A 13,617-nucleotide genomic window follows, 5' to 3' on the forward strand; every position below is an offset into this window, starting at 1 on the left:
TCAAGATCATGCGCGAAATCGTCCTCGACACCGAAACCACCGGCCTCGATCCCATCCGTGGCGATCGCCTGGTCGAAATCGGCTGCGTCGAGATGTTCAACCGCATGCCGACGGGGCAGAGCTACCACGTCTACATCAATCCCGAACGGGACATGCCGGCGGAAGCCTTTGCGGTGCACGGGCTGTCGGCCGAATTCCTGGCGACGAAGCCGCTGTTCCATGAGGTCGTCGACGAGTTCATCGAGTTCATCGGCGATGCGCCGCTGGTGATCCACAACGCCTCGTTCGACATCAGCTTCATCAATGCCGAGCTCGACCGGATCAAGCGCGCCGCGATCCCGCGGGAGCGGCTGGTCGATACGCTGCTGCTGGCGCGGCGCAAGCATCCCGGCGTGTCCAACCGGCTCGACGACCTCTGCTCGCGCTATGCGATCGACAATTCACGCCGCACCAAGCACGGTGCGCTGCTCGACGCCGAGCTGCTCGCGGAAGTCTATGTCGATCTGGTCGGAGCGCGGCAGTCGCAGCTGCTGCTGGCTGCGGAAACGGAAGAGAGCCGCGCCAATGCGGCTGGCGATACGCCGCGGCGGCAGCGGCTGGTGCCGCTTGCGCCACGGATTTCGGACGCCGAGCACGAGGCCCACCGGGCCTTCATCGCAACGCTCGGCGACAAGGCGATCTGGAACGAGTACCTGCCCGCTCCAGCCGCCCCGACGGCCGGTCAGGCCTGACCGCTCGGCTGAGCGGCCATTTGCCGCTCCATGTTCTGGCGATAGAGACCGACGAAGTCGACCGGATCCAGCATCAGGGGCGGGAACCCGCCGTCGCGCACGGCGGTCGCGATGATCTCGCGGGCGAACGGGAACAGCAGGCGCGGGCATTCGATCATGACCAGCGGATGCAGGTTCTCCTTCGGCACGTTGGCGATACGGAACACGCCGGCGTAAGCGAGCTCGAACGAGAACATGATCTTGCCCGCGGTCTCGGCCTTGCCCTCGACCGACAGCGTCACCTCGAACTCCTGTTCGCTGAGGTTGTTGGCGCTGACATTGATCTGGATGTTGATCTGGGGCGGCTGGCTCTGCTGCTGGAGCGAGCTGGGTGCGTTCGGGTTTTCGAACGAGAGGTCCTTGGTATATTGCGCCAGCACGTTGAGCTGGGGAGCCTGGGCCGACTCGGGAGGGATGCCGTTACCGTTGGTCATAAGAGTGTCTCCTTACCCGATTTGGGCTGAATTTCGCGGCGGTTGGCTAACATAGGGCCGCCTCATTCCACAAGGACGAACGGTCCCGGCCGGGGAATTGAGGCTCCGCCCACAACCGTGACGTTCCACCCTGCCCTATCCACGACACTACGCCTTAAACGATTGAAGATGCGCTATTTCCGGGCAGGATCGGGTTTCCCCTTAAGGATAAAAGGCGCTACACTCGGGCTGTGCCAAAAGGCGCCATTGGCCGGGCGAGATTTCGTGCCTACATCCCACGGACCTGACGCGCGGACCTAAAATGGTGATGTAGACTTGCCGTTTCCGTATGGAACGGTCTACTGGCCGGATTGATTTTCCCGGCAACGATCCCTTCGAGACGGCCCCTTTCGACAGAAGACCAGAAAGCGAATACGACGTGGACATCTACACCATCATCTTCCTGGCGCTGGCGGTCTTCATCTTTCTGAGGCTGCGCAGCGTGCTGGGGCAGCGCACGGGCAGCGAGCGGCCGCCGTTCGACCGCAACGCACTCCAGGGCGCCCAGGACAAGAACGTCGTGACCATGCCGGGCAAGGTCATCGACCAGGCCCCGCTCGCGCCGACGGCCGAGCCGACCCCGCCCTCCGACCGCTGGAAGGGCCTGACCGAGCCGGGCACCACGCTGGCGCAGGGCCTCGACGCCATCGTCGACAAGGATTCCACCTTCGATCCGCGCCATTTCATCTCCGGCGCCCGCGGCGCCTACGAGATGATCGTGCTGGCCTTCGCCAATGGCGACCGCCGCGCGCTGCGCGACCTGCTGTCGTCGGAGGTCTATGAAAGCTTCGATGCCGCGATCAAGGAACGCGAGAAGAACGAGCAGAAGACCGAGACGCGCTTCGTCTCGATCGACAAGGCCGAGCTCGTCGGCGCCGAGCTGCGCGATCGCATGGCCCAGCTCACGATCCGCTTCGTCTCGCAGATGATCTCGGCGACCCGCGACAAGGCCGGCAACATCGTCGACGGCAGCGCCGACACGGTCGCCGACATTACCGACATCTGGACTTTCGCCCGCGACGTCACCTCTCGCGATCCGAACTGGAAGCTGGTTGGCACCGGAAGCGCGAATTAAGGCTTTCCTGAAGACCAGCGCGACGGCGCTTTGCGCAGGTGTCGTCGCGCTGTCGTCGTTTTCGCTCGGCGCCGAAGCGGCGCGGCGGCACTATCGCAGCCATCACCATCATCTCCCGGCATTGCCTGCCGCGCCGCCGCGGGCGTTGCCGTATCCGCAGCTCCCCCTGCCGTTCGAGATTCCCGGCGCGCAATACCTGCCGCTGGCCTGGGCCGATTTGAAGGGCTGGAGCGACGACGATCATCTTGCCGCCTACAAGACCTTTCGCGCGAGCTGCCGTTCGATCAACGCGCAGAATGGCGCGGCCGAACCCAAGGCCGAAATCAAGGGCGAATCCAAAGCACTTGGCGCCTCGCTGAGAGAACCTTGCCGCGCCGCCAAATCGCTCGAGCTCACCGACGACGCCAGGGCCAAGACGTTCTTCGAGGAAAATTTTGCGCCGCTGCGCATCTCCCGGCTCGGCGAGCCCGACGGTTTCGTCACCGGCTATTACGAGCCGGTGCTGGAGGGATCGCGCACGCAGACCGATGTCTACAATGTCCCGGTCTATCGCCGGCCCTCGAACCTGTTCGTGCGCGGCTACAAGCAGGATTCGGTCAGCCTGCCGAACAAGGGCCCGGTCTATCGCAAGATCGGCCGCCGCAAGCTCGTGCCCTATTACGACCGCGCCGAGATCGAGGACGGCAAGATCGCCGGCCGTGGGCTGGAGATTGCCTGGCTGAAGGACCCGACCGATCTGCTGTTCGCGCAGATCCAGGGTTCGGCGCGGATCAAGTTCGAGGACGGCGGCATGGTCCGGCTCAACTACGACGCCTATAACGGCTATCCCTACACGGCGGTCGGCCGGATCCTGATCGAGCGCGGCATCATTCCGAAGGAAGAGATGTCGATGCAGAAGATCAGGGAGTGGATGGCGCAGACCCCGGACGGCGCCAAGGAGCTGCGGCGCCAGAACCGCTCCTACATCTTCTTCCGCGAGGTCAACCTGTCCGACAAGGACGAGGCGGTCGGCGCGCAAGGCATTCCGCTCACGGCCGGCCGTTCGATCGCGGTCGACAAATCGCTCCACGTCTACGGCACGCCGTTCTTCATCGAGGGCGAGTTGCCGATCGATTCAGAACGGTCGAAGACGCCGTTCCATCGCCTGATGATCGCGCAGGACACCGGCTCGGCGATCATCGGCCCCGCGCGCGCCGACCTCTATTTCGGTGCCGGCGCGGATGCCGGCCGCGTTTCGGGCCGGCTGCGCCATCCCATGCATTTCGTGATGCTGGTGCCGAAGGGCCTCGATCCGACGGCACGCGCCGCGCGGCTCCCGGTGCCGGACCCGCGGCCGTCGGAGAAGATTGCAAAACTTTTTCCGCAAACCGATCCGGCCAAGGATACTGCGAAGGATCAGGCCAAGCCTGCGGCTGCGGCTGCGGCCGCAGCCGTGGCGCAAGGCAAAGGCGAGACGGTCGCCGTCGCCAATCCAGTCCCGTTGCCAGTGCCGCGTCCCGTGATTGAGCCCGTTCAGGAGCCGCGGCGGCCGATCAAGAATCGCCCCCATCGACAGCAATGAAGCGATCGTCCCGTCCGCCCGTGCTGGAGCCTCGTCCCTCGCCGCGCCGCCGCGCGCTGAGCGAGGAGGAGCGCGAGCTGTGGGACACGGTGGCAAAGCAGGTCAAGCCGCTGAGGAAGCATCGGGGGGCGAAAGCGCATGCGCCGCCGCGCGCAGAGCCTTCACCCGCTGCGTCCGCCACGCGGCCTGCGCCATCGCCACGTCCGATCGCCGCTGCCCCGGCGCCGCGCGCAGCGAAGCCCGCGATACCGCCGCTGGCACCGCTCGGCAAGCGCGAGCGCACAAAGCTGTCGCGCGGCCGCAGCGAGATCGAGGCGCGGCTCGACCTGCATGGCATGACCCAGATGCGCGCCCATCGGGCTCTGACCGGCTTCCTGCACCGCGCCCACCATGACGGCCTGACCTTCGTGCTCGTCATCACCGGCAAGGGACGAAGCGGCGGCGAAAGCGGCGTGCTGCGCCGCCATGTGCCGGAATGGCTGAGCCTGCCGGAATTCCGCGCCTTCGTCGTCGGGTTCGAGGAGGCAGGTATCGGCCATGGCGGCGAAGGCGCGCTTTATGTCCGGATCAGGCGGGCGCGGTATTAGACTAGAGGCGGGCGCGGTTCACCTCTCCCGCTTGCGGGAGAGGGAGCGCACTTCCGATGCGGCTCTAAAACGGCCGGACGATTCCGACGCGCGGGATCAGTGTGATGATCAGGCCGAAGATGTTCGTCTTCCGGTCCTGCGCCGGCATCGGCGGCGTCTCGCGCGCGGCCGGCAGCATTTTCACGGCGTGCAGGATCAGGAACATGCACACCGCCCAGTTCGAGATCCAGCGCGAATAGTCGAACACCATCGCGAACATCACGAGATAGGCGAGGCTGATGCCGATCAGTGCGGCGACCACGAGACGGCGGTGCATTTCGCTCGCGAGCGCGGCGATCAGGTTCGCAAAATAACGCCACAGCGGCGTGTGCAGCCAGATCAGGAGCGCGAACACGGGCACGCCGAGGATGTTGTGCGGCAGGCGGCCCCAGGTGTCTGAGATTTCCTTCGCCAGCGGCTGGTACCAGATGTAGGCGAATTGCAGCAGATCGGTGCGCGCCGGATCGGCCATCCGGCTCTTCAGATACGCGACGAAATCCGCCTCCGGGATCGGCATCGTTCCCCAGAACTGCGCCGTGAAAAACAGTGCGGAAACGAGGGCGAGGGCGGCGATGCCGAATGCAACGTTGCTGCGGCTGCAGCCGCAGGCCAGATAATGCCTGATCACCACGATCGTGACGATCGTCGGCACATACATCAGCAGATGGATGTGGTGGATCAGCACGAGGACGATCGAGAACAGCGCGGCCAGGGCGACGAACAGCAGCGAGCCCGCCGGCACCAGCAGCAGCATGATTGCCAGCGCGCAGCCATAGATGTCGAAATGGCCGAGCGTGTGCATGAAGTTCTTCAGGAAGAACGGCGAGCCCGCGATGAAGACGAACAGCGGCAGCGTCCTGGCGGTGAAGCCGAACGTCCGCTGGAACAGTTTTGCGTACAGCCCCAGCGTTACCAGCCACGTCGCGCCGCCGAGCGCGAACACCAGCCATACCGGCACCTTGTCGGTGACCAGCGCGACGATCGCCCCGATCAGCGCGCGCTTGATGAAGCCGAAATGATAGTCGACGAGGAGATGGATGTAGGGGACGTAAGGCGGCAGCTGGATCTTGTGGATGAAGACGCCGGCAATCACCGCCGCGTTGATCGCGAGCAGGATGCGCCAGGGGTTTTGCAGGATGCGTGCGGTCACGCGGCATCCATAGCGCGGTCGCCCGGAATTACAAAATGAACCGGCTCAAATCCGTATTCTTGGCGAGGTCGCCGACGTGCTTCTGCACGAACTCCGCATCGACCTTGACGGTCTCGCCGCTGCGGTCGGGGGCGGTGAAGGAAATCTCGTCCAGCACCCGCTCCATCACCGTCTGCAGCCGCCGCGCGCCGATGTTCTCGACGGTCGAATTCACCGCGACCGCGACGTCCGCCAGCGCGTCGATCGCGCTATCGGTGATGTCGAGCGTGACGCCCTCGGTCTGCATCAAGGCGATATATTGCTTGATCAGCGAGGCCTCGGGCTCGGTCAGGATGCGGCGCATGTCGTCGCGGGTCAGCGCCTGCAATTCGACGCGGATCGGCAGGCGGCCCTGTAATTCCGGCAGCAGGTCGGACGGCTTGGCGACGTGGAAGGCGCCGGATGCGATGAACAGGATGTGGTCGGTCTTCACCGCGCCGTGCTTGGTCGAGACCGTGGTGCCCTCGATCAGCGGCAGCAGGTCGCGCTGCACGCCCTCGCGCGAGACGTCGCCGCCGACCCTGCCGTCGCGCGCACAGATCTTGTCGATCTCGTCCAGGAACACGATGCCGTTGTTCTCGACCGCGCCAATCGCTTCCAGCGTCAGCTGCTCGGTGTCCAGCAGCTTGTCGGATTCCTCGTTGACGAGGATCTCGTGCGAGCTGTCCACCGTCAGCCGCCGGGTCTTGCTGCGGCCGCCGAGCTTGCCGAAGATGTCGCCGATCGAGATCGCACCCATCTGCGCGCCGGGCATGCCGGGGATCTCGAACATCGGCATGCCGCTGCCGCCGCCTTGCGTCTCGATCTCGATTTCCTTGTCGTTGAGCTCGCCCGCACGCAGCTTCTTGCGGAAGGATTCGCGGGTTGCGGCGCTGGCATTGGCGCCGACGAGGGCATCGAGCACGCGTTCCTCGGCGGCGAGCTGCGCGCGCGCCTGCACGTCCTTGCGCTTGCGCTCGCGCACCTGGGCGATCGCGACCTCGACGAGATCGCGCACGATCTGCTCGACGTCGCGGCCGACATAGCCGACCTCGGTGAATTTCGTCGCCTCCACCTTCAGGAACGGCGCATTCGCGAGCTTGGCGAGCCGGCGCGCGATCTCGGTCTTGCCGACGCCGGTGGGGCCGATCATCAGGATGTTCTTCGGCAGCACCTCCTCGCGCAAGGAACCTTCGAGCTGCTGCCGCCGCCAGCGGTTGCGCAGCGCGATCGAGACGGCGCGCTTGGCATCGGCCTGGCCGACGATGAAACGGTCGAGTTCGGAAACGATTTCGCGGGGAGAGAAGTCTGTCATGGGACCTTAGCTAGGATCAGATGCGGGCCGGGACAAGCCGCATTTTTGCGTCAGATGATCGGCGGTCCGGATTGCCATTGTTTCACGGCCTCGACCGGATGGATCAGCATCAGGACGTTGAGCGTCAGATTGTCGCGAATGTGCAGCGCCAGCATGATTTCGAACGCGAGCCCGAGCAGGACGGTCACCGGTACAGGCAGCAGGCGCGCGGCGAGGAAGCCCAGCATCATGGACAGCGTATCGGAGATCGAATTGACGACGCTGTCGCCGAAATAATCCAGCGAGATCGTGCCGGCGCGGTAGCGTTCGATGATGAACGGCGAGTTCTCGACGATCTCCCAGGCACCCTCGATCAGCATCGCGATGATCAGCCGCGCCGGCCAGGACAGAGGCAGGAAAGGCAGCCGCGCGAACAGCAGCCAGGTCAGGCCGTAGAACAGGAAGCCGTGGAGGACGTGCGAAAAGCTGTACCAGTCGGCGATGTGCTGCGAATTCTCCGAGCTGTTGACCACGCCATGCCACAGCTTGACGTAGCCGCAGGTGCAGATCGGCACCCGGCCCATCGCAAGCAGGATCGAGGCCTGCAGCGCCAGCAGCAACAGCGCGATACCGACCCAGTAGGTTGGGGGGATCGTCGTGCGTATGCTTTGCTTGGCGCCATCGGCAATGGTCATTGGGCGCGTATCATTGCAGTGAGAGGCCGTCATGCGCAACCAGAGCGATGCTGCGCTCCCTCTCCCGCTTGCGGGAGAGGGCTGTCTCCGCAGAGGGATTCCCCCGGAGGAGAAAACCCTCACCGGGCGCTTCGCGCCGACCTCTCCCGCAAGCGGGAGAGGTTACACCGCATCCCGGGCTCCGCTGTTCAGTCACAGTTCTAGCCCGCCGCCAGGGCTTCGATGGTGACGTTGCGGTTGGTGTACACGCAAATATCCGCGGCGATGTCGAGGGAGCGGCGGACGATGGTCTCGGCGTCCTTGTCGGTGTCGAGCAGGGCGCGAGCGGCGGCCAGGGCGTAATTGCCGCCGGAGCCGATCGCCATCACCCCGGCCTCGGGCTCCAGCACGTCGCCGGTGCCTGTGAGCACCAAGGAGACGTCCTTGTCGGCCACGATCATCATGGCCTCCAGCCGCCGCAAATAGCGGTCGGTGCGCCAGTCCTTGGCGAGCTCGACCGCGGCCCGGGTCAATTGCCCGGGATATTGCTCGAGCTTGGATTCCAACCGCTCAAAGAGCGTGAAGGCGTCGGCCGTGGCGCCGGCAAAGCCGCCGATGACGTCGCCCTTGCCGAGTTTCCGGACCTTCTTGGCGTTGTGCTTGATCACGGTCTGGCCGATCGAGACTTGGCCGTCGCCGCCGACCACGACCTTGCCGCCCTTGCGGACCGTCAAAATCGTGGTGCCGTGCCAGCCCGGCGAGCTGTTTGGGGAGTCCTGCATGAATGATCCTCGTTGTCCGGCCTGATTTAGGGGGTCGGGAGCGGGGGCACAACGGGCCGTTCCGGCCCTAGATTTCGCTCACCATAGGCGGAAGTGCTGCCCTGCCGGGGCGTTCCCGCAGTAGCGAAGGCGTCATTTGGCTGTTAAAAGACCGGCGTTTTCGGCCCAAAACCATAGCGAAAGCTTTCAATGCGCACCGCGACGATCAAGCGCAAGACCAAGGAAACCGATATCGAGGTGACCGTAAACCTCGATGGCACCGGCGTGTCCAACATCGCGACCGGCATCGGCTTTTTCGACCATATGCTCGATCTCCTCGCCCGCCATTCCCGCATCGACCTCACGGTCAAGGCGGTGGGCGACCTGCACATTGATCATCACCATACCACCGAGGACACCGGCATCGCGCTCGGCCAGGCGGTCAAGCAGGCGCTCGGCAACATGGCGGGCATCACCCGCTATGCCGGCGTGCACATGCCCATGGACGAGACGCTGTCGCGCGTGGTCATCGACATCTCGGGCCGCCCGTTTCTGGTGTTCAAGGCCGACTTCCCCCGCGACAAGATCGGTGAGTTCGACACCGAGCTGGTGCGCGAGTGGTTCCAGGCCTTCGCCATGAACGCCGGCGTGACTCTCCACGTCGAGACCCTATATGGCGATAACAGCCACCATATCGCCGAATCCTGCTTCAAGGGTCTGGCGCGGGCGCTGCGCACCGCCGTCGCGATCGATCCGAAGGCTGTGGGCGAGATCCCGTCCACCAAGGGCTCGCTCGGCGGCTGACATCTCCGTCCGGCGGCGAAACGCGCCGCTTGCGGTATCACTGAATTCTTGAGAACGGGGCATCACCATGCCTGTCTACACAGTTCATGCTCCCTCCCCTGCCGGAGCCGACCTGCGCGCGACCGACAAATTCGTCTTCGTACGCGACGGCTTCCATTTCTGGGCAATGATCTTCGGCCCGGTCTGGCTGCTGTGGAATCGGCTGTGGCTGGCGCTGATCGGCTGGGTGATCTTCGTCGCCGCGTTCAACGCCGGGCTGTCCACCCTCGGACTCGGCCGTTTGTCGATCTTCGTTGCCGACATCATCGTCGCGCTGCTGATGGGGTTTGAAGCGTCGAGCCTGCGCCGCTGGACCCTGTCACGCGGCAGCTGGCGCCAGCTCGATGTCGTTGTCGGGGATGACGAAGACACAGCCGAGCGCCGCTTCTTCGAGCGCTGGAGCCAGAAGCAGCACGGCATCGTCAACGATCAATGGGCCGTCGATCGTGGCGGACCGCCGCCGACCCGCAACACGCCGGGTCAGCAATTCTCGAACCCGCCGCCGCTGCCGGCCGGCGGCATCATTGGATTGTTTCCAGAACCGGGAGGGTCAAGATGAGCGTCGCCATCATCGATTACGGTTCCGGCAATCTGCATTCCGCCGCGAAAGCGTTCGAGCGCGCCGCGCGCAGCATGGAGAATCCGCAAAAGGTCTTCGTCACCAGCGATCCGGACCAGGCCTATTCCGCCGACCGTCTGGTGCTGCCGGGCGTCGGCGCCTTCGCCGATTGCCGCCGCGGGCTCGACGCCGTCAACGGCATGGTCGAGGCGATCACCGAAGCGGTGCGCGTCAAGGCGCGGCCGTTCTTCGGCATCTGCGTCGGTATGCAGCTGATGGCGAGCCGCGGCAAGGAGCATGTCACGACCGACGGCCTGAACTGGATCGGCGGCGACGTCGAGAAGATCACGCCGCGCGACGAGAGCCTGAAGATCCCGCACATGGGCTGGAACACGCTCGACGTGCTGCGCGAGCATCCGGTGCTGGAGAGGCTGTCGCTCGGCCCGAAAGGCCAGCACGCCTATTTCGTGCACTCCTACCACCTCAACGCCGCCAACGAGGCGGACGTTCTCGCGCGCGCCGATTACGGCGGGCCTGTTACCGCGATCGTCGCGAAGGACACCGCCATCGGCACGCAGTTTCACCCCGAGAAGAGCCAGCGCTTTGGCCTGGCCCTGATCTCGAACTTCTTGCGATGGAAACCGTGATGCGAGCTGCTCTTGTTACCTCCCCCCTTGCGGGGGAGGTCGAACGCGCAGCGTTCGGGAGGGGGGTAAGCCCCAACGGCCATGCCTGTGGCTACCCCTCTCCCCAACCCTCCCCCGCAGGGGGGGAGGGAGCAGACCGTCTGCGCGGAAAGGACGCTGCCGACAGATGATTCTTTTTCCCGCGATCGACCTCAAGAATGGCCAGTGCGTGCGCCTCGAGCAAGGCGACATGGCGCGCGCGACCGTGTTCAACCTCAATCCCGCGGCGCAGGCGCAGAGCTTTGCCGAGCAGGGTTTTGAGTATCTCCACGTCGTCGACCTCGACGGCGCCTTTGCCGGCAAGCCGGTGAATGCGCAGGCCGTCGAGGCGATGCTGAAGACGATCAGCATCCCCGTGCAGCTCGGCGGCGGCATTCGCGATCTCAAGACCGTGGAAGCCTGGCTCGCAAAGGGCATCACCCGCGTCATCATCGGCACCGCCGCGGTGCGCGACCCTGAACTGGTGAAGGCTGCCGCGAAAGAGTTTCCCGGCCGCGTCGCGGTCGGGCTCGATGCGCGCGACGGCAAGGTCGCGGTCGAAGGCTGGGCCGAGACCTCGCAGGTGACGGTGCTGGAGATCGCGCAGCGTTTCGAGGATGCCGGCGTTGCCGCCATCATCTTCACCGACATCGCGCGCGACGGCCTGCTCAAGGGCCTGAATCTCGATGCGACGATCGCGCTGGCCGACGCCATCTCGATCCCGGTGATTGCTTCGGGTGGCCTCGCCTCGATCGAGGACGTCAAGGCGATGCTGACGCCGCGCGCCAAGAAGCTCGCCGGCGCGATCGCTGGCCGCGCGCTCTATGACGGCCGGCTCGATCCAGCTTCTGCCCTCACCCTGATCCGCAACGCGCGCGGCTAGGAGACATCCGATGTTCAAGGTGCGCGTGATCCCCTGCCTCGACGTCAAGGACGGCCGGGTCGTCAAGGGCGTCAACTTCGTCGATTTGCGCGATGCCGGCGATCCCGTCGAAGCGGCGATCGCCTATGACGCCGCCGGCGCCGACGAGCTCACCTTCCTCGACATCACCGCGACCCATGAGAACCGCGGCATCATGCTGGACGTGGTCCGGCGCACGGCCGAGGCCTGCTTCATGCCCGTCACCGTCGGCGGCGGCGTGCGTGAGGTCAACGACATCAAGACGCTGCTGCGTGCGGGCGCCGACAAGGTCTCGATCAACAGCGCCGCGGTGTCGCGTCGCGAGTTCGTCAAGGAAGCCGCAGAAAAATTCGGCGAGCAGTGCGTGGTGGTCGCGATCGACGCCAAGCGGGTCAAGCGCGCCGGTGGCGGAGAGCGCTGGGAGATCTTTACCCATGGTGGCCGCAACTCGACCGGGATCGACGCCATCGAATACGCCCAGGAAGTGGTCTCGCTCGGCGCGGGCGAGATCCTGCTCACCTCGATGGACCGCGACGGTACCAGGCAGGGGTTCGACATCCCGCTGACCCGAGCGATCGCCGACAGCGTTCCCGTTCCGGTGATCGCCTCGGGCGGCGTCGGCAATCTCGATCACCTGGTCGACGGTATCCGCGACGGCCACGCCACCGCGGTGCTGGCCGCCTCCATCTTCCACTTCGGGGAATTCACCATTCGCGAAGCCAAGGAGCACATGTCCCGGCGCGGGCTGCCCATGCGCCTCGATGCCTGACGACTCCCGTCGATAAAAATGCTAGATCAGCCGGTGGGGACCGGCTGTCACCCGCCAAGGTCATCAGTCAGGCCGCGTTTTCCGAGTATTCTGAATGCCGCGTTTCACGATCCACGATCTGGCCCAGACCATCGACGCCCGGGCGGCGGCCGGCGGCGAGGCCTCGTACACCCGCAAGCTCCTGGACAAGGGCGCCGAACATTGCGCCAAGAAGTTCGGTGAGGAAGCAGTCGAAACCGTCATCGCAGCAGTCGAAAACGATCGCGATCATCTGATCGCTGAAGGCGCCGACCTGCTGTACCATTTCCTTGTGTTGCTCAAGGCCCGCGGCGTAAAGCTGGAGGAGGTCGAGGCCGCACTGGACAAGCGGACCAATATGTCTGGGTTGGAAGAAAAGGCGTCGCGCAAGGGCGGCAACTAGCCGAGGTGGAGAGTCGCGTCATGGATATCCGCGCACCCGAGCAGCAGTATAATCCGTACCGTGTCTACACGCGCGAGCAGTGGTCGCGACTGCGCGACGACACGCCGATGACGCTGGAGCCCGGCGAGTTCGACCGGCTGCGCTCGCTGCACGATCGCCTCGACCTGCAGGAGGTCGAGGACATCTACCTGCCGCTGTCGCGCCTGTTGTCGATCTATGTCGATGCGATGCAGCGCCTGTATTACGCGGAGCGCCAGTTCCTCAACATCCGCGACCGCAAGATGCCCTACATCATCGGCGTTGCCGGGTCGGTCGCGGTCGGAAAATCCACCACGGCACGCGTGCTCCAGGCATTGCTGGCGCGCTGGTCGCCGCGTCCCAAGGTCGAGCTGATCACCACCGACGGATTCCTGTATCCCAATGCCGTGCTCGAACGGCAGGGCATCATGCAGAAGAAGGGTTTTCCCGAGAGCTACGACCTGCCGCTGCTGCTCAGCTTCCTCTCCGACATCAAGGCCGGCCGCCGCCACGTGCGGGCGCCGGTCTATTCGCATCTGACCTACGACATCGTACCGAACCAGTGGGCCGAGATCGACCAGCCCGACATCCTGATCGTCGAGGGCGTCAACGTGCTGCAGACCGGCAAGCTGCCGCGTGACGGCAAGGCCGTGCCCGTGGTCTCCGACTTCTTCGATTTCTCGGTCTATATCGACGCCGAAGAGGCCGCGCTGCGGCAGTGGTACATCAGGCGTTTCCTGTCGCTGCGCGACACCGCGTTCACCAATCCAAAATCCTACTTCAACCGCTATGCGCTGTTGTCCGACGAGGAAGCCACCGCCACCGCGATCGCGATCTGGGAGCGCACCAACCTCGCCAATCTCGAGGACAACATCCTGCCGACCCGCCCCCGCGCGACACTGATCCTGAAGAAGGGCGCGGATCACACGGTGGCGAGCGTGGCGCTGCGACGACTGTAGAGCTCGGTGTCGCAGGGTGGGCAAAGGCGCGAAGCGCCGTGCCCACCATCCATCCGCATTGTCGAACGTGAATGGTGCGC

At 64.9% G+C, this 13,617-nt stretch carries 16 protein-coding genes; 11 read left to right on the top strand and 5 right to left on the bottom strand.

What is annotated here, in order from left to right:
• The first annotated feature begins 8 nt into the window (after nt 1–8).
• A complete protein-coding gene (gene dnaQ, locus JQ572_RS14795; RefSeq protein ID WP_211383770.1) occupies nt 9–731 on the top strand; it encodes a DNA polymerase III subunit epsilon in 723 nt (240 codons plus the stop codon).
• Here dnaQ and secB read toward each other — a convergent pair.
• Nucleotides 722–1,204, bottom strand: a complete 483-nt coding sequence (secB, locus tag JQ572_RS14800; RefSeq protein ID WP_211383771.1) for a protein-export chaperone SecB — start codon at nt 1,202–1,204, stop codon at nt 722–724. The genes dnaQ and secB overlap by 10 nt on opposite strands.
• A 418-nt stretch (nt 1,205–1,622) precedes the next feature.
• Here secB and JQ572_RS14805 point away from each other — a divergent pair, with 418 nt between their 5' ends.
• The 3 genes from JQ572_RS14805 to JQ572_RS14815 are packed head-to-tail and all read left to right on the top strand — an operon-like array spanning nt 1,623 to nt 4,466.
• Complete coding sequence (locus tag JQ572_RS14805) at nt 1,623–2,318, top strand: Tim44/TimA family putative adaptor protein (RefSeq protein WP_211383772.1); 696 nt, start codon at nt 1,623–1,625, stop codon at nt 2,316–2,318.
• On the top strand, nt 2,296–3,879 hold the full coding sequence (gene mltA, locus JQ572_RS14810; RefSeq protein ID WP_211383773.1) for a murein transglycosylase A: 1,584 nt from the start codon (nt 2,296–2,298) through the stop codon (nt 3,877–3,879). The genes JQ572_RS14805 and mltA overlap by 23 nt, the downstream gene beginning before the upstream one ends.
• A complete protein-coding gene (locus tag JQ572_RS14815) occupies nt 3,876–4,466 on the top strand; it encodes a Smr/MutS family protein (protein ID WP_211383774.1) in 591 nt (196 codons plus the stop codon). The genes mltA and JQ572_RS14815 overlap by 4 nt, the downstream gene beginning before the upstream one ends.
• Nucleotides 4,467–4,530: 64 nt before the next feature.
• Here the strand turns inward: JQ572_RS14815 and JQ572_RS14820 are convergent, their stop codons facing one another.
• From JQ572_RS14820 to hslV, 4 genes are all read right to left on the bottom strand, one after another.
• The gene (locus JQ572_RS14820) at nt 4,531–5,655 is read right to left on the bottom strand and encodes a hypothetical protein (protein ID WP_211383775.1); all 1,125 of its coding nucleotides are present in this window, start codon (nt 5,653–5,655) and stop codon (nt 4,531–4,533) included.
• Nucleotides 5,656–5,683: 28 nt separating this feature from the next.
• Nucleotides 5,684–6,988 carry an ATP-dependent protease ATPase subunit HslU gene (gene hslU / locus JQ572_RS14825; RefSeq protein WP_211383776.1) on the bottom strand — a complete coding sequence of 435 codons (1,305 nt, stop codon included), beginning with the start codon at nt 6,986–6,988 and terminating at the stop codon, nt 5,684–5,686.
• Nucleotides 6,989–7,038: 50 nt separating this feature from the next.
• Entirely contained in the window at nt 7,039–7,662 is a 624-nt protein-coding gene (locus JQ572_RS14830) for a DUF2585 domain-containing protein (protein WP_211383777.1), read from the bottom strand.
• 200 nt (nt 7,663–7,862) lie between these two features.
• Complete coding sequence (hslV, locus tag JQ572_RS14835) at nt 7,863–8,423, bottom strand: ATP-dependent protease subunit HslV (protein WP_211383778.1); 561 nt, start codon at nt 8,421–8,423, stop codon at nt 7,863–7,865.
• Nucleotides 8,424–8,612: 189 nt separating this feature from the next.
• Between hslV and hisB the strand changes: the two genes are divergently transcribed.
• From hisB to coaA, 7 genes are all read left to right on the top strand, one after another.
• On the top strand, nt 8,613–9,206 hold the full coding sequence (gene hisB / locus JQ572_RS14840; RefSeq protein ID WP_028150158.1) for an imidazoleglycerol-phosphate dehydratase HisB: 594 nt from the start codon (nt 8,613–8,615) through the stop codon (nt 9,204–9,206).
• A 67-nt stretch (nt 9,207–9,273) separates the two neighbouring features.
• Nucleotides 9,274–9,804 (top strand): DUF2628 domain-containing protein, encoded by a 531-nt coding sequence (locus JQ572_RS14845; protein WP_211383779.1) that lies wholly within the window; start codon nt 9,274–9,276, stop codon nt 9,802–9,804.
• A complete protein-coding gene (hisH, locus tag JQ572_RS14850; protein WP_211383780.1) occupies nt 9,801–10,451 on the top strand; it encodes an imidazole glycerol phosphate synthase subunit HisH in 651 nt (216 codons plus the stop codon). The genes JQ572_RS14845 and hisH overlap by 4 nt, the downstream gene beginning before the upstream one ends.
• A gap of 166 nt (nt 10,452–10,617) precedes the next feature.
• Nucleotides 10,618–11,352, top strand: coding sequence for a 1-(5-phosphoribosyl)-5-[(5-phosphoribosylamino)methylideneamino]imidazole-4-carboxamide isomerase (gene hisA / locus JQ572_RS14855; protein WP_211383781.1), 735 nt, complete (start codon nt 10,618–10,620; stop codon nt 11,350–11,352).
• 10 nt (nt 11,353–11,362) lie between these two features.
• Nucleotides 11,363–12,139, top strand: coding sequence for an imidazole glycerol phosphate synthase subunit HisF (gene hisF / locus JQ572_RS14860; protein WP_129270185.1), 777 nt, complete (start codon nt 11,363–11,365; stop codon nt 12,137–12,139).
• 94 nt (nt 12,140–12,233) lie between these two features.
• Nucleotides 12,234–12,560 (top strand): phosphoribosyl-ATP diphosphatase, encoded by a 327-nt coding sequence (locus tag JQ572_RS14865; RefSeq protein WP_211383782.1) that lies wholly within the window; start codon nt 12,234–12,236, stop codon nt 12,558–12,560.
• 20 nt (nt 12,561–12,580) lie between these two features.
• Nucleotides 12,581–13,537 (top strand): type I pantothenate kinase, encoded by a 957-nt coding sequence (coaA, locus tag JQ572_RS14870; protein ID WP_211383783.1) that lies wholly within the window; start codon nt 12,581–12,583, stop codon nt 13,535–13,537.
• The last annotated feature ends 80 nt before the right edge of the window (nt 13,538–13,617 follow it).

Source organism: Bradyrhizobium sp. SZCCT0153, assembly GCF_018129995.1.
Taxonomy (GTDB): domain Bacteria; phylum Pseudomonadota; class Alphaproteobacteria; order Rhizobiales; family Xanthobacteraceae; genus Bradyrhizobium; species Bradyrhizobium japonicum_G.

Bases quoted from the DNA above. Each gene is read 5' to 3' on its own strand.
- dnaQ (WP_211383770.1), top strand. From the start codon at position 9: ATGCGCGAAATCGTCCTCGACACCGAAACCACCGGCCTCGATCCCATC.
- secB (WP_211383771.1), bottom strand. From the start codon at position 1,204: ATGACCAACGGTAACGGCATCCCTCCCGAGTCGGCCCAGGCTCCCCAG.
- JQ572_RS14815 (WP_211383774.1), top strand. From the start codon at position 3,876: ATGAAGCGATCGTCCCGTCCGCCCGTGCTGGAGCCTCGTCCCTCGCCG.
- hslU (WP_211383776.1), bottom strand. From the start codon at position 6,988: ATGACAGACTTCTCTCCCCGCGAAATCGTTTCCGAACTCGACCGTTTC.
- JQ572_RS14830 (WP_211383777.1), bottom strand. From the start codon at position 7,662: ATGACCATTGCCGATGGCGCCAAGCAAAGCATACGCACGACGATCCCC.
- hslV (WP_211383778.1), bottom strand. From the start codon at position 8,423: ATGCAGGACTCCCCAAACAGCTCGCCGGGCTGGCACGGCACCACGATT.
- hisB (WP_028150158.1), top strand. From the start codon at position 8,613: ATGCGCACCGCGACGATCAAGCGCAAGACCAAGGAAACCGATATCGAG.
- JQ572_RS14845 (WP_211383779.1), top strand. From the start codon at position 9,274: ATGCCTGTCTACACAGTTCATGCTCCCTCCCCTGCCGGAGCCGACCTG.
- hisH (WP_211383780.1), top strand. From the start codon at position 9,801: ATGAGCGTCGCCATCATCGATTACGGTTCCGGCAATCTGCATTCCGCC.
- hisA (WP_211383781.1), top strand. From the start codon at position 10,618: ATGATTCTTTTTCCCGCGATCGACCTCAAGAATGGCCAGTGCGTGCGC.
- hisF (WP_129270185.1), top strand. From the start codon at position 11,363: ATGTTCAAGGTGCGCGTGATCCCCTGCCTCGACGTCAAGGACGGCCGG.
- JQ572_RS14865 (WP_211383782.1), top strand. From the start codon at position 12,234: ATGCCGCGTTTCACGATCCACGATCTGGCCCAGACCATCGACGCCCGG.
- coaA (WP_211383783.1), top strand. From the start codon at position 12,581: ATGGATATCCGCGCACCCGAGCAGCAGTATAATCCGTACCGTGTCTAC.